This is a genomic window from Gordonia malaquae NBRC 108250 (genome assembly GCF_000344135.1).
Lineage (GTDB): Bacteria > Actinomycetota > Actinomycetes > Mycobacteriales > Mycobacteriaceae > Gordonia > Gordonia malaquae.
In genome coordinates this window covers 111,984-131,963 of the sequence record NZ_BAOP01000004.1, presented here as the reverse complement: position 1 = coordinate 131,963, position 19,980 = coordinate 111,984, and the positions used below count along the sequence as shown (strand labels likewise).

Here is a 19,980-nt window from a genome sequence, read left to right as displayed (position 1 = left end):
CCTCGCCTGCTGGTCGAGACGGGTCGAGAACTACAGCCGAACCGGGTAGTCGTGATCCTCGATCTGCGGGTCGATCGTCTTGTCGACGAAGATCCCGTACCAGAGCATGAAGCACAGGACGGTCCAGACGCGACGGCTGTTGTCCACCTCGCCGCGGCGGTGCTCGTCGAGCATCTGCATCACGAACTTCTTGTCGAAGATGTGATCGGTGTCGGACGTCGAGATGAGTTCGCGTGCCCAGTCGTACATCTCGGTCCCGGCGAGCCAGTGGCGGAGCGGGACCGGGAAACCGAGCTTGCGGCGGTGCAACACGTGCGGCGGCACGATCTGCTCGAGTGCCTTGCGGAGCGCGTACTTGGTCGTGTCGTGGCTGATCTTCTCCTCGAACGGGAGTTGTTCGGCGATCGCGAACACCTCCTTGTCGAGGAAGGGCACGCGGAGTTCCAGTGAGTGCGCCATGTTGATCTTGTCGGCCTTGACGAGGATGTCGCCGCGCAGCCAGGTGAACAGGTCCAGGTGTTGCATGCGGGTCACCGGGTCCATGCCTTCGCTCATCTTGTATATGGGCGCGGTCACATCCTGGTGCATCCAGTCTTCACGGAAAGTCCGAAGGACGGCGCGCAGGCGAGCGTCGTCGAAGCTGCGGGCGTTTCCGTAGTAACGCTCCTCGAGGCTGAGTGAACCGCGGTGGAGCAGGCTCTTGCCCCGCGTGCCTTCGGGGATGCGGTCCGAGACCTTGCCTGCGAGACGCCGCAGGCCGGGGGAGAGCTTGTCGAACGACTTGAGCGACAGCGGCTCTTTGTAGATCGTGTATCCGCCGAAGAGTTCGTCGGCGCCCTCGCCCGAGAGGACGACCTTCACGTGCTTGCGGGCTTCGGCGGCGACGAAGTACAGGGGGACGAGGGCCGGGTCGGCCACCGGGTCGTCCAGGTACCAGATGATCTTCGGGAGCGCGTCGACGAACTCTCGCGGAGACACGACTTTGACGATGTGGCGGGCGCCGATGGCCTCTGCCGATTCCGCGGCGACGTCCACTTCGGAGTAGCCGTCACGTTCGAAGCCGGTGGTGAAGGTGATGAGGTCGGGGTTGTGCTGGATGGCGAGTGCGGCGATTGCCGTCGAGTCGATGCCGCCGGACAGGAACGATCCGACAGTCACGTCGGCCCGCATGTGCTTTGCGACGGAGTCGCGCAGCACGTCGGCGATCTCGTCGTAGCGCTTCTGCTCTCCTCCGGCAGTGAAGGGACGGACGGGGAACTTCGGCACGAAGTAGCGGGTCACCTCGGGGGCGACGCCGGGCCGCAGCGTGGCGTAGCAGCCGGACTCGAGGCGGGTGATGTTCCGATGCAGTGATTCGGGCTCGGGGACGTACTGGAGGACGGTGTAGTGCTCGATGGCACGATCGTCGAGCTCGGCGTCCAGATCGAGGCGCTCGAGGATCTCCAGGAGGCTCTTCTTCTCACTGCCGAACGCGGTGCCGCGACTGCTGGTGGCAAGGAACAGCGGCTTGATGCCGAACTGGTCGCGCGCGAGGAACAGCTCGCGCTTCTCGGTGTCCCAGACGGCGAAAGCGAACATGCCGCGCAGCTTGCGGACCACATCGGGACCCCAGTGGTGGAACCCGGCGACGATCGACTCGCCGTCGCCCTCGGTGCGGAACTGGGTGCCGAACTCTCTGGCGAGCTCCTCGCGGATTTCGAGGTAGTTGTAGATCTCGCCGTTGAACACCAGGGCGTACCGTTCGGTGTTCTCCGGTGGTCCCCAGCGCAGCGGCTGGTGGGAGTGCTCGATGTCGATGATCGACAGTCGATTGAAGCCGAGCACGATGTCGTCGTCGTGCCAGGTGCCGGGCTCATCGGGACCGCGGTGACGCATGCAGTGCGCCGCGGACGCGATCAGGTCGGCGTCCGGCCCCGCGGTGCCGTCACTGGTGAGCATTCCGAGCAAGCCGCACACGCTGACTGGCCTCTTTTCACATCGATTGCAGGTCGTGGCGAAGAACTGGTCCCCGCGCCGCGTCTACTATGCCGCAGAAGCGCCGCCGGGTGCGACATCCCGCGGCCCTCGTGAGGGAAACGACACTCTTGTCACGGCACGAATCCGCAGGTCGGCACCCGTGAGGGCAAAACCGCCAACCCCAATCGAGAACAGATGGGCGGGTTGGACTACGCTGCGTAGTTACTAGGTGCAAGAATTGCGTCGAGCACTGCAATACTCGTGCGCGAAACTTGTAGAACAGCTCCCTGTCAGCAGGAAGGCGTGAAATTGACGAACCGTGGACGGCCGTCTGTGCGACGTGGGGTACCCACGTCGCGCACGATCAAGCGACTCAGTGCCCTCGCGGTCCTGGGTGTCGTCGTGCTGATGACCTCGGGCTGCAGTGCCGAAGAAGCAATGCGCTTCGGATGGCCTGCGGGCGTGACCAGCGAAGCCAAGGACATGGCCGAATTCTGGACGTGGTCGGTCATCGCCGCCCTCGCCATGGGTGTGTTCGTGTGGGCCCTCATCTTCTGGACCATCACGTTCCACCGTGCGAAGGCAGTCGACTCCGAGGATCAGGAGATCCCGCGTCAGACGGCCTACAACGTGCCGCTGGAACTGGCGTACACCGCGATCCCGTTCGTGCTGATCGCCGTGATGTTCTACTTCACGGTCGTCGTGCAGAACAAGGTCGAGGCGAAGGAAGACAACCCAGCCGTCGTCGTCGACGTGACCGCATTCCAGTGGAACTGGAAGTTCGGCTACAACTCGGTCAACGTGAACGGCCAGCAGCTCGTCCGGGCCGAGGACTCGAAGAAGGGTTCCGCGTTCGACCTGCAGATCCCGAAGTTCCGTGAGCACGACGGCGAGAAGGAAGAGATCAAGGGCGCCGCAGGCGGCCGGTCGGCCGAGGAGCGCAAGTACCTCGCCTTCGATCAGATCGAGACCCTCGGCTCGTCCTCGGAGATCCCGATCCTGGTTCTGCCGACCAACACCCGCATCCAGTTCGATCTCGCGGCGGCCGACGTCGTGCACTCGTTCTGGGTTCCGGAGTTCCTGTTCAAGCGCGACGTCATGCCGTTCCCGGAGCAGAACCACACGGATTCGTCGTTCCAGATCAGCGGCATCGATCGTGAAGGCGCCTTCGTCGGACGCTGTGCCGAGATGTGCGGCACCTACCACGCGATGATGAACTTCGAAGTTCGCGCCGTGAGCCCCGCGGTGTTCGCCAGCTACATCAACTTCCGCAAGGCCAACCCGGAGGCCACCAACTCGGAGGCACTGCAGGCGGTCTGCCAGCAGCCGCGCTCGGTGACGACGGTTCCGTTCGACACGCGCCGCGTCTCGAACGGCACGACTCCGGACGATCTCGGCGATGCGAACAACACCGCACTGGCCGGGTGCACCCCGGCCGAGGGAGGTAAGAACTGATGAAGATCGAAGCACGCCTCTTCGAGGTCCTCGCAGTCTTCTTCATTCTGATGGGCGTCATCTACGCCGTCTGCACCTACTACTACCGGACCGGCGTCGAATGGACCGGCGTGACCTGCATGTTCTTCGCAGGCGGCCTGGCTCTGATCGCGGGCACGTACTTCCGCTTCGTGGCTCGTCGTGTTGAGATCCGTCCCGAGGACTACGACGACGCCGAGATCGAAGACGGTGCCGGTGAGCTGGGCTTCTTCAGCCCGCACAGCTACTGGCCCATCGCGATCGCCGCAGGCGCATCGCTCTTCGCGATCGGTTTCGCGACCGGCAACTTCTGGTTCTCGATCACCATGGTGGCAGTGATCCTTGCCGCGGTCGCCGGACTCGTGTTCGAGTACCACGTGGGACCTGAGAAGCACTGACGCATACAGCATCTGATGAAGCCGCACCCGGATACCGGGTGCGGCTTCGTCATACCCACGAACTGACGGACGACGATCGCGCCGCTCTGTTCGCGTTCCTGGACGAGGCGTTCGCACACGACTTCGAGGCCTCTGATTTCGACCATGCGCTCGGTGGCGTTCACGTCATCGCGGAGGACTCCGACGGTGTTGTCGGCCATGCGTCGGTGGTTCAGCGGCAACTGATCGCCGGAGACGACGTGCACCGCGTCGGCTATGTCGAAGCGGTCGCAGTGGCCGCCCGCATGCGCCGTCGGGGGATCGGCGACGTCCTGATGTCGCGGATCGACGAGATCGTCCTGGCAGCGTACGACCTCGGTGCGCTCGGCGCGTCCGACGACGGGCGTCCGCTCTATCTACGACGTGGCTGGGAGCCGTGGACGGGGCCGCTCGGCACTCTGACGCCGGATGGTGTGGTCATGACACCGGACGACGACGGTGGGGTCCTCATCCTCCGGACGCGCTCCACGCAGCACATGGACACCGCTATGCGTCTCCTCTGCGACTGGCGCGCCGGCGACGTCTGGTAGACCGCTTCCCGCGGCAGTTCTCGTTCCTGCTCTTTGTCGGGGCGAGGAGCAGGAACTGGAAGCGCCGCGGGTACAAGCCTGTGGATACCGCCCTGGTCAGATCGCGGACTTCGCGCTTGGATACAGCGCATGTGGACTACAGATCGTAACGGCGTCGTCAGACGGTCCGAGGCGCTCGACGCCGGCCGCACTGACGCGGACATCCGACAGGCGGTCCGGAGAGGAGAACTCCTCGTCGCCTGCCGGGGCCTGTACATACCCAGCTGCAGTCTGCCCGTCGAGAAGTGGCGCCTCGATCAAGAGGTCTATAGGCGACGCTGTCTCTCCGAAGCGGACGCCGGGGCCGTCCTCAGCCACCAGTCGGCAGCGGCCATCCTCGGCCTGGCAGTGCTGGAGCCGGATACGAGGCGTGTGCACGTGTCAGTGCAGACGTCGGCGAACGGGAAGCGCCGCGCCACGCGGCACATCCACACCGGCCTCGATGAGAACGATGTCATCGTTGTCGACGGCATTCTGTTAACCAGTCCCGCACGTAGTGCTGTGGACGTCGCGCTCACCTCCGACTTCGCGGGCGCCCTCGCCGTATTCGATTCTGCGCTACGAATGGGAGTGGATCGAGCCGAACTCCACGATCGTCTGGAGTCGGGCGGCGACGTGGAATTGCCCGGGCGCGTGTTGCCCTGCGGTACGCGAACGGATTGTCCGCGAATCCCGGAGAATCGTGGAGCCGGGCCCAGATGATCGAGGCGCACCTACCAGTTCCGCGGATGGGCTTCGAGATCGTCCGCTGGGACTGGACCGTCGCGAAACTTTGCCAAGTCGCTGCGCGTGTTCGTCCGTACTCGCACGCCGCCGGTCTGTTGTGATCGCGGCGCTTCCAGTTGCCGCTCCTCGCCCCGACAAAGAGCGGGAACGAGAACTGTCGCGGGAAGGTCGGTGGGGGAGGGGAGCGGGTACGACAGAGGCCGCCTCGCGGATGCGAGGCGGCCTCTGTCGGTGAAGCTGTGGAGCGTCAGGCGAGCGGGTTTCCGCCCTTTTCCTGAAGTTCCTGGAGTGCCTTCTTCTCGGCCTCGTGGTTCTCGTGAGCGATGCGACGGTTGGTCGCCTGTTCCTCGAGCGAGTCCGGGACGAGGACGGTACCGGTGCCGGGGGCGCCGGCGGAGCCGAGCTTGTTCATGCGCTTCGGCAGGGCAGCACCCTCGTAAGGCAGCGGGATCGGGTGGCCGTGATCGTCCACCGGGCCCAGCGGCTGATGCATTTCGATGTACTCGCCCTTGGGCTCGCGACGGATGATGCCCGTCTCGATGCCGTGGGAGAGGACGTCGCGGTCGCTGCGCTGCAGAGACAGTGCCCAACGGTAGGTGATGAAGTACACCAGCGGCGGCAGCACGATCAGGCCGATGCGACCCATCCACGTCGTCGCGTTCAGCGAGATGTGGAACTTCAGGGCGATGATGTCGTTCATGCACATCAGCGTGAGGATGATGTAGAACGTCAAGGCCATCGCGCCCGCAGCGGTGCGGACCGGGGTGTCACGGGGACGCTGCAGCAGGTTGTGGTGTGCAGTGTCGCCGGTGAGGGCCTTCTCGATCCACGGGTAACCGAAGAGCAGCCCGAACAGCACGCCGATCACCAGGACCACCCAGAAGATGGCGGGGACGGTGTAGTTGCCCAGGTAGAGCTCCCAGGCCGGCATCAGTCGAGCGAAACCGTCCGTCCACATCATGTAGATGTCAGGCTGCGAGCCCGCGGACACCTGCGCCGGGTTGTACGGACCGATGTTCCAGACCGGGTTGATCTGGAAGATGCCCGCCATGACGGCGAGGACGCCGAACACGATCGCGAAGAACGCGCCGCCCTTGGCAGCGAAGACCGGGAGGATGCGAACGCCGACGACGTTCTTCTCGGTACGGCCGGGGCCGGGGAACTGTGTGTGCTTCTGGTACCAGACGAGTGCGAGGTGAGCGCCGATTAGGGCCAGGATGATGGCCGGGAACAGCAGCACGTGCAGCACGTACAGGCGCGGGATGATGATGTCGCCGGGGAAGTCGCCACCGAACAGGGCCCAGTGGACCCAGGTGCCGATCAGCGGAATGCCCAGGACGATGCCCGACATCGCGGCGCGGACACCCGTGCCCGACAGCAGGTCGTCGGGGAGCGAGTAGCCGAAGAAGCCCTCGAACATCGCCAGCAGCAGCAGGAAGCAGCCGATGACCCAGTTGGCCTCACGCGGGCGACGGAACGCGCCGGTGAAGAAGATGCGCATCATGTGCAGGATGATCGACGCAGCGAACAGCAGGGCTGCCCAGTGGTGGATCTGACGGACGAACAGACCGCCGCGGACCTCGAACGAGAGGTCGAGCGTGGTCTCGTACGCGCGGCTCATGGTGACGCCGTTGAGCGGCTGGTACGCGCCTTCGTACACGACGTGCGCCATCGACGGGTCGAAGAAGAACGTCAGGTACACGCCCGACAGCAGCAAGATGATGAAGCTGTAGAGCGAGACCTCACCCAGCATGAACGACCAGTGCGTGGGGAAGACCTTGTTGATCTGGCGGCGCATGCCTGCGGCCAGGTGGTACCTCGAGTCGACCTCTTCTGCCTGCGTGGCGAGGCGATCGGCGATCGTCATGACTTACGCTCCCAGAATGCCGGTCCGACAGGCTCGATGAAGTCGCCGCCGTTGATGGCGGTGTTGGCGACCAAGTAGCCCTGGTTGTTGACAGTGATAGGCAGCTGAGCGAGAGCACGGGCGGCGGGACCGAAGACCGGCTTTCCGTACTCGAGCGCGTTGAACTGCGACTGGTGGCACGGGCACAGGATGCGCTGCGTCTGCTGCTCGTACAGCGAGGTGGGGCAACCGAGATGGCTGCAGACCTTCGTGTACGCGTAGTAGTCGCCGAAGTTGAAGCTCTCCTGGCCACGACGCTTGACGACCCGCTTGTTGTCCTCGGGACGCAGGCGGATGAGCATCACGGGGTTGCGGACGGCGCGAAGGCCGTCGAGCAGCTTGTGACGCGAGTGCTCGGTGTCGCCGTAGCCGTCCGAGACGCGCCACGGGAAGACAGTCTCCATGGCGCCTGCATCGAGGTCCTCGGGGCGCACCAGGACGACCTGGTACGGGTTGCCGGTGTCACGACGCAGGAAGACGGTCTCGCCCGGCTTCTCGCTGTGGTTCGTCGACCAGCCCGAGTGCCAGAGGTCAGCGTCTTCGCGCTTGGCCCAGGGGTTCTTGATGAAACCGCCGAGAGCTGCGACGCCCGCCGACACACCGATCGCTCCGACGCCGAACACGGCGGAGCCGATGATCATCTTGCGGCGGGGGAGTGTGCTCGTCTGCAGGGTGTCGCTGAGTTCGGCGACGATCGTCTGCTTGTCGACCTCGGTCGAGCCGCCGTCGTGGCGGTCCTGCACCGAGATCTCCTGCGGGATGAAGCGCTTCGAGATCTGGATGACGCCGAAACCGAACGCCAGGATCGCGCCGCCGAAGGTGACACCGAGCAGCGGGGTGTAGAACGTGTAGGCCCAGTAGCCCTCTTCTTCCGGCATGGTGAATTCCCACCGGTTCCAGATGAAGAGAACCATTCCCGCGAGGGCCAGAAGCCCGGCGAGGGTGAACCAGATGGCGACGGTGGCCTCGGCGCGCTTCTCAGCACGGGTGCCCGGTTCGGGGAAACGCTCGGTGCGGTGGATGATCTCCACACCGTCGAGGTTCGTGCCCAGACGAACCTTCTCCTCCTGGGACATCGCCGCGAGTTCCTCAGCGGTCGGGAGGTCCTTATTCGACTCGCTCAATTTCGTGATCCAATCCACATGGCGCCTGCGACGATGGCAGCTGCGCCGACGACCCACATGGTCAGACCCTCAGATGCCGGGCCGAATCCGCCCAGGCCGAGTCCGCCGCTCGGGTTGGCCGTGTCCGCATAGCGGATGTAGCCGATGATGTCTTCCTTGTCCTCCATCGACAGCTGTCGGTTGGAGAACTTCGGCATGTTCTGCGGACCGGTGAGCATCGCCGTGTACAGCTGCTGCGGGTTCACATCGGTCAGCGGGGGAGCGAACTTGCCGCCGGACAGAGCGCCGCCACGACCGGTGAAGTTGTGGCAGGAGGCGCAGTTGAGGCGGAACAGCTCGGAGCCGCGACCGAGGTCGGTTCCGCGGAGCGAGTCCATGCGCAGAATCGGGAAGCCCTGTTCGTCACGCTTGATCTCGTTGTTCTCGTCCATCTCGTATGCAGCGCGCGGGCCGCCGCCCATCGCCTGAATGTAGGCGCCGAGCTGGTCGATCTGAGCTTCGGTGAACTTGGCGGGCTTGCGCTGAGCCTGAGCCTCACCGCGGGCGGCGGGCATACGTCCGGTTGAGACCTGGAAGTACACAGCGGCGTCGCCGACACCCATGAGCGACGGACCGCGATCCGGGACGCCCTCGAGGTTGGTGCCGTGGCAAGTGATGCAGGACGTCGAGTAGAGCTGCTTGCCTGCAGTGATCATGGCGACGTCTTTGTCTTCGGCGGTCGCGATCTGCGGCTTCGGGCTGAGGAGCCCGGCGATCAGGCCGGTGGCGACGAGGCCGAGGAACAGGAAGAGGGTACCGGCGGCGCGTCGACGCAGCTTGCGGCGCGCCTTGGCGCGCGCTCCTGACGTTTCGTCGCTCGAATCCGGCGAACTCGGTGGAGATGATCTCATCGGTGACTCTCTACTAAGCGGTTGGACTGGTTTCTGGTGAACCGGGGCTGATCGGTTCTTCAAGGATCGCCGGGACTACCGGATGAAGTAGATGACCACGAAGAGGGCGATCCACACGACGTCGACGAAGTGCCAGTAGTACGACACCACGATCGCGGCGGTCGCCTGCGCCGGCGTGAACTTCGACATGCGGGTGCGGATCAGCAGGTACACGAAGGCGATGAGGCCGCCGATGACGTGCATGCCGTGGAATCCGGTAGCCATGTAGAAGACCGAGCCGTACGCGTTCGACGAGAGCGTCAGACCCTCACCGACGAGCGTGTAGTACTCGTACGCCTGACCTGCCACGAAGAACGCGCCCATCGCAAGAGTGAGCGTGTACCAGCGGCGAAGGCCGTACACGTCACCCTTCTCGGCCGCGAACACGCCGTACTGGCAGGTGACCGAGCTGAGGATCAGCACGAGGGTCACCGGCACGGCGAGTGCCAGATTCAGGTGAGCCGGCGGCTGAGGCCAGCCGTCGGCAGCATTGGCCCGCGCGACGAAATACATCGCGAACAGGCCGGCGAAGAACATCAACTCGCTCGACAACCACACGATGGTGCCGACGCTGACCATGTTCGGACGGTTCAGCGAGTGCACGCGTGAGGTGATGGCGGTTCCGGAGTTACCCACAGCGCTAGTCACAACATGAAGTATGACGGTTCGTAGTAAGCGATTTCCACCTGGGTAGGGAAATTGGGTCCGGACTTCTCTCCACCGCAGGTAGAACGGTCGTCGCGCGTCCGCTCGGCGTGTCTCCCGAGGTGCGCGGACCTGGGCGGATCTGGTTATGTCGACACATGACGAGTGACACCCCGGGAACGTCTGGACTTCGCCACAAGCTCGGCAGGCTCTTCGGCTCGACGGCCCGCGCCGTCCGGGTTCCGAATGTGGACGATGACGATCTGCACGTGATCGTCCGGTCGGACGACGATGCGACGGCGTCGTCGACAGTGTTGGAGGCGGCGGGCTTCGACTCCGATCGGAAGGTCGTGCTGCGGCATCTGCTCGAACTGCCCGAGACCGCACTCGACGACGCCGCGGCCTCAGCCGCGTTGGAGGGGTACTCCGAAGGGGAAGTGCTGCCGGACGACCCGGCGCCGTCGGACGGCGGTCTCCTCCTTGCGCTCGTGAGAGTCCAGTCGGTCGACGCTCGGACCGTGTCGCAGGAACGGTCCCGGATTGCGAGTCTTGCCTCGCGCAGCGGAGGTCGTGGTCTCGGGTGGGCGTTGCTGGACGTCCCGGTCGCGTCGTCGACCGACACGCGTCGATAGGGTGGAGCGGTGAGCATGCCCGATAACAGCGTTCCGCAGTACACCTGGCCGCAGATCCTCGGAAAGGCGACCGACGGCGTCGACCTGACGTCGGCTGAGGCGTCGTGGGCCATGCGCGAGATCATGTCCGATTCGGCGACCGGTGCTCAGATCGCGGCCTTCGGAGTCGGCTTGAAGATGAAGGGAGTCGCGTCCGACGAGTTGCGCGGACTCTCCGACACGATGCTGTCCCTGGCCAACCGCATCGACTTCGACGGCGACGCCGTCGACATCGTCGGCACTGGAGGCGACAGGTCGCACACGGTGAACATCTCGACGATGACATCAGTCGTCGTGGCGGCGGCAGGTGTTCGTGTGGTCAAGCACGGAAACCGTGCGGCGTCGTCGAAGAGTGGTGGAGCCGACGTTCTCGAAGCGCTGGGTGTCGCGATCACTCTCGGCCCCGACGCGGTGAGCACCTGCCTGGAGAAGGTCGGCATCGGCTTCTGCTTCGCACCTGTCTTTCACCCGGCGTTCCGGTTCACCGGTCCGCCGCGCAAAGAGATCGGTATTCCCACCGTGTTCAACGTGCTCGGCCCGTTGACGAACCCGGCAGGCCCGCAGGCAGGCCTCATCGGCTGCGCCTTCGGCGATCTGGCCCCGGTGCTCGCGGAAGCGTTCGCAGGGAGGGGGAACCGCACCCTCGTGGTGCGTGGCGATGACGGCCTCGACGAACTGACGACGACCACCACGTCGACCGTGTGGCAGGTACTCGACGGCGAAGTGCGGAGGCTGTCTCTCGATCCCCGTGACCTGGACATCGAGCTCGTGGAGTTGTCCGCGCTGCAGGGTGGCGACGCGGTCGTCAACGCCGGGATCGCGCGTGACCTGTTCGCGGGTGTGCGCGGTCCGGTACGCGATGCGGTGACATTGAACGCGGCGGCCGCGATCGTCGCCTACGAGCAGTCATCGGCGTTCGACGATTCGACGCTGGTGACTGCACTGCGGTCGGCGAAGGCCAGGGTCGACGACGTTCTCGACTCGGGGGCGGCAGCGGAACTCCTCGACCGGTGGGCCTCGATCAGCACCGCACTGGCTTGACGCCGTCCGATGCATCGTCGCGCGAACCCTCGTCACGCGGCGTGCTGCGACCGGACCGTCTCCCGCGGTTCGACCGGATTCCCGCAACCGGAGCCGCTGCGCAATGGGTGCGGTGGTTCTGGATCTCCCAATGGGACCTTCCCGACGGCGCGGAGTCGGCGCAGGACGTCATCGGCTTCCCTGCGCTGAACGTCGTCGTGGAGCCGTCGACGGTGTCGGTGTCCGGGGCCACGACGAAGTTGTCCACCCAAGTGTTGACGGGTTCGGGATGGGCGGTGGGAGCCCTCATGCGGCCCGCGGCCGTCGACTGGCTTGCGGTCGAGCCCGCAGCCCTCGTCGACCAGGTCGTGACCACATCCCTGGACGCCGTCGCACGACCGGTGCGGACGGCCATGCAGCAGTCGGGTGATGCGGCCGCTGCGGCCGCGGCGTTCAGCGATGCGCTGTGCGGCGATGCGTCGGCGCCGACGGCGGATGCGCTGCTGGCCGACCGGATCGTGACGCTGATCGAATCGGACTCCACCGTGGTGGCCGTCGACCACGTCGGCGCCGCAGTCGGAGTGAGTGCCAGGACCGTGCAACGGTTGACCCTCCGGTACACGGGCCTGACGCCTCTGACGTTGATCCGGCGTCGACGCCTCCACGAGGCGGCCGAGAGAGTCCGGAACGATCAGTCGGCGCTCGCCGACATCGCCGCCGACACGGGGTTCTCCGACCATGCTCATCTCACGAGGGAGTTCTCACGAGTCCTCGGATTCACTCCGAGTGCGTATCGGGCCACCGCGTCGACGGACTGACGGCCTGAACCTGTCGCGAATCGACAAGCCGCGCGGCACCCGCGGCTCGTAGCGTCGACAGCATGACGCAGAACCTCACGTCCCAGTCCACCGCAGCCGTGACCGGCGAGCACACCGTCGACGGTCGACCGAACGGGTACACCTCGTTGACCCCGTTCGTCGCCGTGACCGGTGCGGCATCGGCCATCACCTTCTATCAACGGGTGTTCGGTGCAACACTCGTCTCGTCGAACGAGTACGGGGGTGTGGTGGTGCACGCAGACCTCGACTTCGGCGCCGGTCGACTCCAACTCGGTGAAGTCAACCCGGAGTATCACCTGGTAGCGGGTCCGTCAGGCGACGACGCGTGTTTCACGCTCGCCGTCTACGTGACCGACGTCGACCAGACCGTCGAGCGTGCGGTCGCCGAAGGATCAGTGATCCGCGAGCCCGCGAGCCAGTTCGCGTCGGGAGACCGATACGCCAGCATTCGCGACCCGTACGGGATCAGGTGGTCGGTGATGACCCGCACGGTCGACCTCAGCGACGAAGAGAGCGCTCAGCGGGTCGCCGACTGGGCGGCCACACTCACCGAGTGAGGCTCAGGCCTCTCCGATGGAGAAGCCGCCGTCGACCTCCGCGCTCGCGTAGCTGCGGAACGCGATGTGCGTTGCACTCGACACCACACCGGGCAGACGGTTGATCTTCGCCGTCACCACATCCGCGATCTCGTCGTGGCTTCGGACGCGCACCTTCGCGATCAGATCGACGTCGCCTGCGCACGAATACACCTCTGTGACGCCGGGAATGTTCGCGACCGCCTGAGCGGTCTCCGGAATCTGATGGATGTCGGCCCCGATGAGAACGATGGCGGTGATCATGGCTTCACCTTAGTACCGCGAACGTCGGCCGGACTGCCGACGTCCGCACCCTCTCGGGCCAGCCGAGCGGACCTGGCGAAATGAGACCACTGTTGGGCCGAACCGATCGGCGACGACAACGGATCGGTCGACGACACCAGCCGGGTGCCGGTCTCGTTCATCCACCGTTCGATGAGGGCGACCTCCTCGGCGGGAGCGCCAGACAGGGGACCGTCGTCCGCCGGCGGTAGCACCGTGGACGCACTTGCTCGCATGGTCTCGACGATCGGCATCGGCGACACCCCACGAGCCGCGTGCGCGGCGCCGGCGAGCCTGCCGTAGCGGATCACGCTGAAGTTCCACCCTCCTGCGTCGTCAGGTCGGGCGACGACCAGTTCCGCGATCCCCGCGACGGCTGCGAGGCGTTGGCAGCGAGACAACGCTTCGATCGTCGCCGCGAGTCTGTCTCGGGCCCGGGCGGCCGATTCGAATCGTCGGAGTTCGGACAGACGCGTGAGTCTGCGCTGCAGATCGGCGAGCAACTCGGCCGACTCGCCTGCCATCAGGGCGCGTGCGGCCTCGGCTCGACACAGGTAGTCCGGGAGTGTCTGCGGACGATCACTCGCGGCGTGGCACAGATCCGGTCGATGAGCGACAAGCGGGTCCGGTCGCGTGTCCGCAGGCCCGTCGCCGGGGCAGAAGTGATGGTCGGCGCGTTTGAGGTTCTGGGTGCACGTGCGCAACCCGGCTGCGGCACTGATCACGTCGGCGACGTCGGCGGCGCTCGCTCGACCCGCAATCGGTCCGATCGAGTCGGCAGACGGCGTCCGCCCGACGGTCAGGCGAGGGAAACGCTCCTTGGTGAGCGTGATCCACCAGCCGCGATGCGGGTTCCGTGATCGGCGGTTGTACGCGGGCTTGTGCGCCGCGAGCAGCGTCAGTTCCCGGACCCCCGCCTCGAGGCCGTGTGCGCACACCACGTGGTCGACGCGTGTCGCCAGCGCCACCATCTCCGTCATCCGAGCCCGCGAGTCCGATCCGGAGAAGTACTGGCCGACCCGGCGGCGGAGATCGACGGCGGTCCCGACGTACAGCACCTCGTCGCCGGGGCCGCGGAAGAGGTACACGCCCGGTGCGTGGGGAAGCGCCGCGGCGAGCCCCCGCTTGGCGCGCATCGCGGGCGTCGCCTTCGGGAGATAGTCGACGAGATCTTGATACGTGTGCACCCCTCGGTTGCCGACTCGCTCGAGGAGCCGGTGGAACACGTCGACGGTGGCGCGGGCATCGTCGAGGGCGCGGTGGGTGGGACGCACCGACACGTTGAAGAGGTCGGCGAGAGCCGACAGCTTCACACTCGGCGCCTCGTCGCGAGTGAGGATCCGGCGTGCCATCGCGACGGTGCACAACGAGGTCGTGAAGGGCCACGGCAGGTTCATGCGTGCGGCAGCCTTCCTCAGGAACGCGGTGTCGAACCGGGCGTTGTGTGCCACGAGGATCGATCCTCGTGCGAACTCGGCGAACGCGGGCAGCACTTCTTCTATCGGTGGAGCGTCGTACGTCATCGCGGTGGTGATGCCGGTGAGCGCGACGATCTGCGGCGGGATCTCTCGGCCGGGGTCGACGAGCGTCGCGAACTCGCCGAGCACCTCTCCGCCCCGGATCTTGACCGCACCGATCTCGGTGATCGCATCCGTGTCCGAACTGCCGCCCGTCGTCTCGAGGTCGACCACGACAAGAGTCGTGTCGAACAGGGATCGGTCGGCGAACTCGTCATGGTCGATATCCGCGAACGACAGCTGGCCGGTGGTCATGGGCGGGACGCTACGTCGCACCCCCGACAATCCCGGTCGTGGTCGGCGCAGCCTCGAATTGTCGTAGGCCGCTCGTAGTCTCCACACCACATCGACAGTTGCGTGGCGAGAGAAGTCGCGTCGGACACCGCCGACGACGACTGTGAACACGCCCCTGTCCCAAAATGAGAGGCGGATCACAGTGTTGATCGACTGCACCACATGTCCGGCGCGTAGCCGAGAGTGCGACGACTGCATGATGCAGGTGTTGTTCAGCCCTGTTACCAGCGGGTATGTAACAGATCGGGAGTCAGGCGAAATGTTTGCTGCGGTTGATGTGTTCGTCGCCACAGACATGATTTCGACGCAAACCGCACATGCGGCTCTCGACGATGTTCGTGCAGGTCAGGGCACGATCGACGAGCCCGGCTCGGGGTGGCTCCGAGCTGTCTGACAACGCTCCGAGTCGGATCTGTGCCGGAGCTGGTGGACATCGGTGTCGGGGTTTCGTAATCTTTTCGAGACTTTCCAATCAGGGTGATCCCCCACCAGTGACATCCGCTGGAAGGTCACCGCTTAATCGCTCCCACCCTCCGGGAGCGAACCGGGGAACCACTTCCTTCTAGGCGGTGCGTGCAGACGCACTGCAGAGAATTGGGGTGAATCGCGGTCCGAACCCACCAGGTTCGAGAACGCGTAGGGCCATCTCTTCCGGCCCGAACCCGACAGCTAACCCGGTCAGCGGTCAGGGAGAAACAACAAGGAGTACGTAGTTCAGTGGCTAAACACCGTTTGGACAAGCCCCAGACTGGCGCCTTCAAGGCCGCCACGACTGCTGTAGTCGCAGGCTCGATCGCCCTCGGCGGATCGCTTGCGCTGGCAGCCGCACCGGCAGATGCCGCACCGCTCAAGATCCCGAACGTCGGCACGTTCGACGTTCCGGACAACCTGCTTCCCGGCAACCTGAAGGCCCCGAAGCTCGACGGCAACTTCGGCACCCCGCAGGAAGTCCGCGCCAAGAAGGCGGTCAAGGCTGCTGCGTCGAAGATCGGCTCGCCCTACGTCTACGGTGCTGCCGGCCCCAACGCTTTCGACTGCTCGGGACTCACCTCGTGGGCCTTCAAGCAGGCAGGCAAGATCATCCCGCGTGACAGCTACGGCCAGATGGGCGGCGGCACCCCCGTCGCATCGCTGGCTCAGGCGAAGCCCGGCGACATCCTCATCTTCAACGGTGGCGGACACGCAGGCATCTACGAGGGCAACGGCGTCTTCATCCACTCGTCCACCGAAGGCGTGCCGGTTCAGCGCGCCAAGGTCAAGGCCTGGAACCTCGCAGCGATCCGTCGCTACTGAGCGTGACAACGCCGACGAACTGAAGTTCCGAGCGGGTCAGGTGCACATGTGTGCACCGGGCCCGCTCGAACGGTATGAAGGATCATGTGGTGTATCAGATAAACCGTGACCGGCGACGTCGGACGACACGTGCCGCCGTGCTCGGGAGTGTCGTCGTCGCCACCGCCGCTCTGCTGCCCGCACCGCCGGTGGCGATTGCGGATCCCGTGCGCAGCGCCGACCAGATCCTGACCAGGTACCGCGAACTGTCGAAAGACGCCGAGCGGACCGCCGAGTCGATGAACTCGGCCCAGGTCGAGTACAACAAGCAGCGCAAGACCGTCGCCAGAGAACGCCGCGTATCGGCCGCGGCGACGAAGAAGCTCGACTCCATGCAGAAGGAGATGGACGCCGCACAGGTCAAGGTCGACGCGCTCGCGCGCGCGAGCTACCGCGGCGCGCGCGTCAATCGCCTCTACGCCATGCTCGTGAGCGATTCGCCGCAGAGCCTCCTCGACAACATGTCGGGCCTGGAGATCATGTCCCGGCAGGCGGCGACCGATCTCCGCGTCGCCACAGACGTCGCCAAGCGGACACGCCAGGCGCGGTCGGACGCCGACGCAGCGGCCGCCACGGCGCGCGCCGCCGTCGCGGAAGCCGAACGTCATCGCGGCGACCTCCAGGCCAAGCAGGCCGACCTTCAGCTCGAAGCGGTGCAGATCCGCGCGATCTACAAGTCGCTGACAGGGAAGCAACTCGCCGCACTCCGCGGACCGCGGTACGAATTCGACGCGCGGGCCGTCCCCAAGGGCACGTCCCCCGAACTCATCGCAGTCCAGGCCGCGATCTCCCGGATCGGCGATCCGTACGTGTGGGGCGCAGTGGGCCCGCACCAGTTCGACTGCTCCGGACTGATGCTCTGGGCGTACAAGCAGGCTAAGCGGACGATCCCGCGTACCAGCGAAGCGCAGCTCGCAGGCGGCACCCCGGTCGCGCGCAAGGACCTCAAGCCCGGCGACCTGATCATCTACTACTCGAGTGCCTCTCACGTGGGCATGTACGTCGGCGACGGATTTGTCGTGCACGCGTCCACGTTCGGAGTTCCTGTGGCCGTCGTCCCGATCGACAAGGCCGGACCGTACAACGCTGCGCGACGGTACTGAGTGAGCTCGCACCACGGGCGGGCCACGCTCGCTGCACTGGTGGCCGCGGCCGTCTCCTTCGGCGTGCTGACGGCGTGCTCGAACGGACCCGACGACTCGGTGACGCCGTCCGGGTCGGTGTCGACGACGCCGCTCAATCCGTTTGAACAGCAACGGTCCGACGGTGTGACGGCGCTGCTCGATCAGTTGTCGTCCGTGCTCCGAACAGGAGACATCGCCGGGCTCGACGCCCTCATCGACAAGTCGGCGCCCGCGGCGTTCCGTGACCGCATGCGCACGATCGCTGCATCGTTCGCGGCCAAAGGGGACCGCGGGTCGCGCGGAGGCCCCCTCGCCGCTTCGACGTTCGGGTATCGGCTCGCCCCGAGCACCGGTGCCGAACGGCTTCTCGGCGAGCAGTGGGTGTCCCGTCTGGAGCAGCAGGGGAGCACCGACACCTGGGTGAACCCGGTCGAGCTGTCGTACGCCCTTGGCGGTGCGCGCACTCCGGGTCTTGACGAACCCGTCATCACGCTCACCGAGACGATGTCGTTCGCCCGCTACGACGACGACTGGAAGGTAGTCGGAGACGGCAGCCTCGCGCCCGATCCCACTCCGACGACGATCAAATCGGCGGGTCCCGCTGAAGTCGGTCCGTGGGAGTTCGGCGGCGTGGCGGCCGTCGACGTGAAGACCGCCGGGGGAACCTCGACGGTCCTGTCGTATCCGAGAACAGAGGCGACCACCGCCGCGGCCACCAAGATCCTGCCGGCCGCCGTCACCGCGGTCGACAAGTTCTGGGGTCAGGACTGGCCGCGCCGCGCCGCAGTCGTAGCGACCGGCAGTCCGGCCGAGTTCGCGGGCCTCACCCGTACCGAGTCGGCAGACACGAAGACCGCGGCGGCGGCGACAGTGTTCTCCCGCATAGACAAACCGGAGAAGAAGGTGATCGGCCAGCGGATAGTCCTCGCACCCAGCGCCGCGTCCCTGACCGGACCCGCACTCACAGTGGTGTTGCGTCACGAGTTGATGCATGTCGCAACGCGCCTGATCACCGCTGAGAACGCGCCGCTGTGGCTCACCGAAGGCGTCCCGGAGTACGTCGGACGTCGCGGGACCTACCGCGAGTTCATCGACGCCGCGCCGGACCTCGCCGCAGCCGTCGCCGGGGGAGACGTCCCGAAGACTCTGCCCGCCGACTCCGCATTCGCGGTAGACACCGACGCCGCCCGTGTCGCCTATCAGAGCGCCTGGTCGTTCGCGGCGTTCGTCGCCGACGAGTACGGCGAGGAGAAGCTGAAGACGCTGTACACCGGTGTCGCCAAGGGGGGAGATTCGCCGACCCAGGACGCTGCGATCAGGTCAGCCCTCGGCAAAGACAAGGCCGCGCTGGTCAAGCAGTGGCAAGGTTGGCTGCGCGAGCAGGTCCGCTGATGGAACGGACACTGCTGGTCACCAACGACTTTCCGCCACGACCCGGCGGGATCCAGTCGTACCTGGAGAACCTGTTGCGGTTCTTGCCGCCGGAGGACGTGATCGTCTACGCGCCGAAGTGGAAGGGCTGCGAAGCGTACGACGCCGCCGCCCCGTATCGGATCGTCCGGCACCGCACCACGCTGATGATCCCGACGCCCTTCGTCGCGCGGAAGGCCGCCCGACTCGTCCGCGACAACAACGTGCACACGGTGTGGTTCGGTGCCGCCGCACCGTTGGCTGTCCTCGGCCCGCACATGCGCCGCGCAGGCGCCAAGCGCGTCGTCGCGAGCACACACGGTCATGAAGTGGGCTGGTCGATGCTGCCGGGATCCCGGCAGATCCTGCGGTACATCGGCGACAACACCGATGTGGTCACCTACGTCAGTCGGTACACGCGAGGCAGATTCGCCTCGGCGTTCGGGCGCAATGCAGCGCTCGAGTACGTGTCATGCGGCGTCGACGTCGACCGTTTCGCGCCCGACGCCGGGTCCCGACGCGAACTGCGGGAACGCTACGGTCTCGGGGACGCGCCCGTCGTCCTGTGCCTGTCGAGGCTAGTCCCGCGGAAAGGGCAGGACGTCCTCATCGAAGCGTGGCCGAGAGTGCTCGAATCGGTGCCCGACGCTCGACTCGTCATCGTCGGCGGCGGCCCCTACGGCGATCGTCTTCGAGACCTCGCGGTCTCGGTCGGCGTCACCGATTCGGTGATGTTCACCGGTTCAGTGCCGGCGGCCGAACTCCCCAAGCATCACGCGATGGCAGACGTGTTCGCTATGCCGACCCGCACCAGGGGGCGCGGGCTCGACGTGGAGGGACTCGGGATCGTGTTCCTCGAGGCGTCGGCCAGCGGCGTGCCGGTTGTCGCCGGCGATTCCGGTGGGGCGCCCGAGACGGTTCGCGAAGGAGAGACGGGGACCGTCGTCGACGGTCGCGATCGACATCGTGTCGCCGACGCGATCACCGACATCCTGACCGACCCCCAGCTCGCAGAGTCGATGGGGCGAGCGGGCCGGGCCTGGGCGGTCGACAACTGGCAGTGGCGGCAACAAGCCGCCCGCCTCATGCGTCTTCTCTGACACGGGCGAACGACGCTTACTCGACGAGACTGACGAAGACGACGATGCCCC

General features: G+C 65.8%; 19 protein-coding genes and 1 riboswitch. Of the genes, 12 read left to right on the top strand and 7 right to left on the bottom strand.

Features of this window, described 5'->3' with window-relative positions; all coding sequences use genetic code 11:
- Positions 1 to 30: 30 nt before the first annotated feature.
- Positions 31 to 1,956 carry an asparagine synthase (glutamine-hydrolyzing) gene (gene asnB, locus GM1_RS03975; RefSeq protein WP_008376810.1) on the bottom strand — a complete coding sequence of 642 codons (1,926 nt, stop codon included), beginning with the start codon at positions 1,954 to 1,956 and terminating at the stop codon, positions 31 to 33.
- A gap of 303 nt (positions 1,957 to 2,259) precedes the next feature.
- On the opposite strand from asnB, the gene ctaC reads away from it, so the two are divergent.
- The 4 genes from ctaC (at position 2,260) to GM1_RS03955 (ending at position 5,137) form a co-directional block, all read left to right on the top strand.
- Positions 2,260 to 3,411 carry an aa3-type cytochrome oxidase subunit II gene (gene ctaC, locus GM1_RS03970; protein ID WP_040519452.1) on the top strand — a complete coding sequence of 384 codons (1,152 nt, stop codon included), beginning with the start codon at positions 2,260 to 2,262 and terminating at the stop codon, positions 3,409 to 3,411.
- The gene (locus GM1_RS03965) at positions 3,411 to 3,827 is read left to right on the top strand and encodes a cytochrome c oxidase subunit 4 (RefSeq protein WP_008376808.1); all 417 of its coding nucleotides are present in this window, start codon (positions 3,411 to 3,413) and stop codon (positions 3,825 to 3,827) included. The genes ctaC and GM1_RS03965 overlap by 1 nt, the downstream gene beginning before the upstream one ends.
- A 38-nt stretch (positions 3,828 to 3,865) precedes the next feature.
- Entirely contained in the window at positions 3,866 to 4,396 is a 531-nt protein-coding gene (locus GM1_RS03960) for a GNAT family N-acetyltransferase (RefSeq protein WP_008376807.1), read from the top strand.
- Between the two features lie 129 nt (positions 4,397 to 4,525).
- Positions 4,526 to 5,137 carry a type IV toxin-antitoxin system AbiEi family antitoxin domain-containing protein gene (locus tag GM1_RS03955; protein WP_008376806.1) on the top strand — a complete coding sequence of 204 codons (612 nt, stop codon included), beginning with the start codon at positions 4,526 to 4,528 and terminating at the stop codon, positions 5,135 to 5,137.
- 271 nt (positions 5,138 to 5,408) lie between these two features.
- On the opposite strand, the gene qcrB is transcribed toward GM1_RS03955, so the two are convergent.
- The 4 genes from qcrB to ctaE all read right to left on the bottom strand — a co-directional run bounded on the left by qcrB (position 5,409) and on the right by ctaE (position 9,768).
- The gene (qcrB, locus tag GM1_RS03950; RefSeq protein ID WP_008376805.1) at positions 5,409 to 7,028 is read right to left on the bottom strand and encodes a cytochrome bc1 complex cytochrome b subunit; all 1,620 of its coding nucleotides are present in this window, start codon (positions 7,026 to 7,028) and stop codon (positions 5,409 to 5,411) included.
- The gene (gene qcrA, locus GM1_RS03945) at positions 7,025 to 8,191 is read right to left on the bottom strand and encodes a cytochrome bc1 complex Rieske iron-sulfur subunit (protein ID WP_008376804.1); all 1,167 of its coding nucleotides are present in this window, start codon (positions 8,189 to 8,191) and stop codon (positions 7,025 to 7,027) included. Before qcrA ends, qcrB begins: the two co-directional genes overlap by 4 nt.
- Positions 8,188 to 9,081, bottom strand: coding sequence for a cytochrome bc1 complex diheme cytochrome c subunit (qcrC, locus tag GM1_RS03940; protein ID WP_008376803.1), 894 nt, complete (start codon positions 9,079 to 9,081; stop codon positions 8,188 to 8,190). Before qcrC ends, qcrA begins: the two co-directional genes overlap by 4 nt.
- 75 nt (positions 9,082 to 9,156) lie before the next feature.
- Positions 9,157 to 9,768 (bottom strand): aa3-type cytochrome oxidase subunit III, encoded by a 612-nt coding sequence (ctaE, locus tag GM1_RS03935; RefSeq protein ID WP_040519451.1) that lies wholly within the window; start codon positions 9,766 to 9,768, stop codon positions 9,157 to 9,159.
- A 155-nt stretch (positions 9,769 to 9,923) separates the two neighbouring features.
- On the opposite strand from ctaE, the gene GM1_RS03930 reads away from it, so the two are divergent.
- From GM1_RS03930 to GM1_RS03915, 4 genes are all read left to right on the top strand, one after another.
- Entirely contained in the window at positions 9,924 to 10,397 is a 474-nt protein-coding gene (locus GM1_RS03930) for a ribonuclease E inhibitor RraB (protein WP_008376801.1), read from the top strand.
- Between the two features lie 15 nt (positions 10,398 to 10,412).
- On the top strand, positions 10,413 to 11,477 hold the full coding sequence (trpD, locus tag GM1_RS03925; protein ID WP_040519450.1) for an anthranilate phosphoribosyltransferase: 1,065 nt from the start codon (positions 10,413 to 10,415) through the stop codon (positions 11,475 to 11,477).
- A gap of 41 nt (positions 11,478 to 11,518) precedes the next feature.
- Positions 11,519 to 12,274, top strand: a complete 756-nt coding sequence (locus tag GM1_RS03920) for a helix-turn-helix transcriptional regulator (RefSeq protein WP_008376799.1) — start codon at positions 11,519 to 11,521, stop codon at positions 12,272 to 12,274.
- 62 nt (positions 12,275 to 12,336) lie between these two features.
- Complete coding sequence (locus tag GM1_RS03915; protein ID WP_008376798.1) at positions 12,337 to 12,852, top strand: VOC family protein; 516 nt, start codon at positions 12,337 to 12,339, stop codon at positions 12,850 to 12,852.
- A 3-nt stretch (positions 12,853 to 12,855) separates the two neighbouring features.
- Here GM1_RS03915 and GM1_RS03910 read toward each other — a convergent pair whose 3' ends face one another.
- Both GM1_RS03910 and GM1_RS03905 read right to left on the bottom strand, forming a co-directional pair.
- A complete protein-coding gene (locus GM1_RS03910; RefSeq protein WP_008376797.1) occupies positions 12,856 to 13,134 on the bottom strand; it encodes an Lrp/AsnC family transcriptional regulator in 279 nt (92 codons plus the stop codon).
- Complete coding sequence (locus GM1_RS03905) at positions 13,131 to 14,924, bottom strand: DEDD exonuclease domain-containing protein (protein ID WP_052005301.1); 1,794 nt, start codon at positions 14,922 to 14,924, stop codon at positions 13,131 to 13,133. The genes GM1_RS03910 and GM1_RS03905 overlap by 4 nt, the downstream gene beginning before the upstream one ends.
- Before the next feature lie 542 nt (positions 14,925 to 15,466).
- Positions 15,467 to 15,661, top strand: a riboswitch (cyclic di-AMP (ydaO/yuaA leader).
- A gap of 19 nt (positions 15,662 to 15,680) precedes the next feature.
- Between GM1_RS03905 and GM1_RS03895 the strand changes: the two genes are divergently transcribed.
- From GM1_RS03895 to GM1_RS03880, 4 genes are all read left to right on the top strand, one after another.
- The gene (locus tag GM1_RS03895; RefSeq protein ID WP_008376794.1) at positions 15,681 to 16,256 is read left to right on the top strand and encodes an NlpC/P60 family protein; all 576 of its coding nucleotides are present in this window, start codon (positions 15,681 to 15,683) and stop codon (positions 16,254 to 16,256) included.
- Positions 16,257 to 16,330: 74 nt separating this feature from the next.
- Positions 16,331 to 17,398 carry a C40 family peptidase gene (locus tag GM1_RS03890; protein WP_081604225.1) on the top strand — a complete coding sequence of 356 codons (1,068 nt, stop codon included), beginning with the start codon at positions 16,331 to 16,333 and terminating at the stop codon, positions 17,396 to 17,398.
- Entirely contained in the window at positions 17,399 to 18,811 is a 1,413-nt protein-coding gene (locus GM1_RS03885) for a peptidase MA family metallohydrolase (RefSeq protein ID WP_008376792.1), read from the top strand.
- Positions 18,811 to 19,929 carry a glycosyltransferase family 4 protein gene (locus GM1_RS03880; protein WP_008376791.1) on the top strand — a complete coding sequence of 373 codons (1,119 nt, stop codon included), beginning with the start codon at positions 18,811 to 18,813 and terminating at the stop codon, positions 19,927 to 19,929. Before GM1_RS03885 ends, GM1_RS03880 begins: the two co-directional genes overlap by 1 nt.
- The last annotated feature ends 51 nt before the right edge of the window (positions 19,930 to 19,980 follow it).

Excerpts from the sequence above, each read along its gene's own strand:
- GM1_RS03965 (WP_008376808.1), top strand. The coding sequence starts at position 3,411 with ATGAAGATCGAAGCACGCCTCTTCGAGGTCCTCGCAGTCTTCTTCATT.
- GM1_RS03955 (WP_008376806.1), top strand. The coding sequence starts at position 4,526 with ATGTGGACTACAGATCGTAACGGCGTCGTCAGACGGTCCGAGGCGCTC.
- qcrB (WP_008376805.1), bottom strand. The coding sequence starts at position 7,028 with ATGACGATCGCCGATCGCCTCGCCACGCAGGCAGAAGAGGTCGACTCG.
- qcrC (WP_008376803.1), bottom strand. The coding sequence starts at position 9,081 with ATGAGATCATCTCCACCGAGTTCGCCGGATTCGAGCGACGAAACGTCA.
- GM1_RS03930 (WP_008376801.1), top strand. The coding sequence starts at position 9,924 with ATGACGAGTGACACCCCGGGAACGTCTGGACTTCGCCACAAGCTCGGC.
- trpD (WP_040519450.1), top strand. The coding sequence starts at position 10,413 with ATGCCCGATAACAGCGTTCCGCAGTACACCTGGCCGCAGATCCTCGGA.
- GM1_RS03915 (WP_008376798.1), top strand. The coding sequence starts at position 12,337 with ATGACGCAGAACCTCACGTCCCAGTCCACCGCAGCCGTGACCGGCGAG.
- GM1_RS03910 (WP_008376797.1), bottom strand. The coding sequence starts at position 13,134 with ATGATCACCGCCATCGTTCTCATCGGGGCCGACATCCATCAGATTCCG.
- GM1_RS03905 (WP_052005301.1), bottom strand. The coding sequence starts at position 14,924 with ATGACCACCGGCCAGCTGTCGTTCGCGGATATCGACCATGACGAGTTC.
- GM1_RS03890 (WP_081604225.1), top strand. The coding sequence starts at position 16,331 with ATGAAGGATCATGTGGTGTATCAGATAAACCGTGACCGGCGACGTCGG.
- GM1_RS03880 (WP_008376791.1), top strand. The coding sequence starts at position 18,811 with ATGGAACGGACACTGCTGGTCACCAACGACTTTCCGCCACGACCCGGC.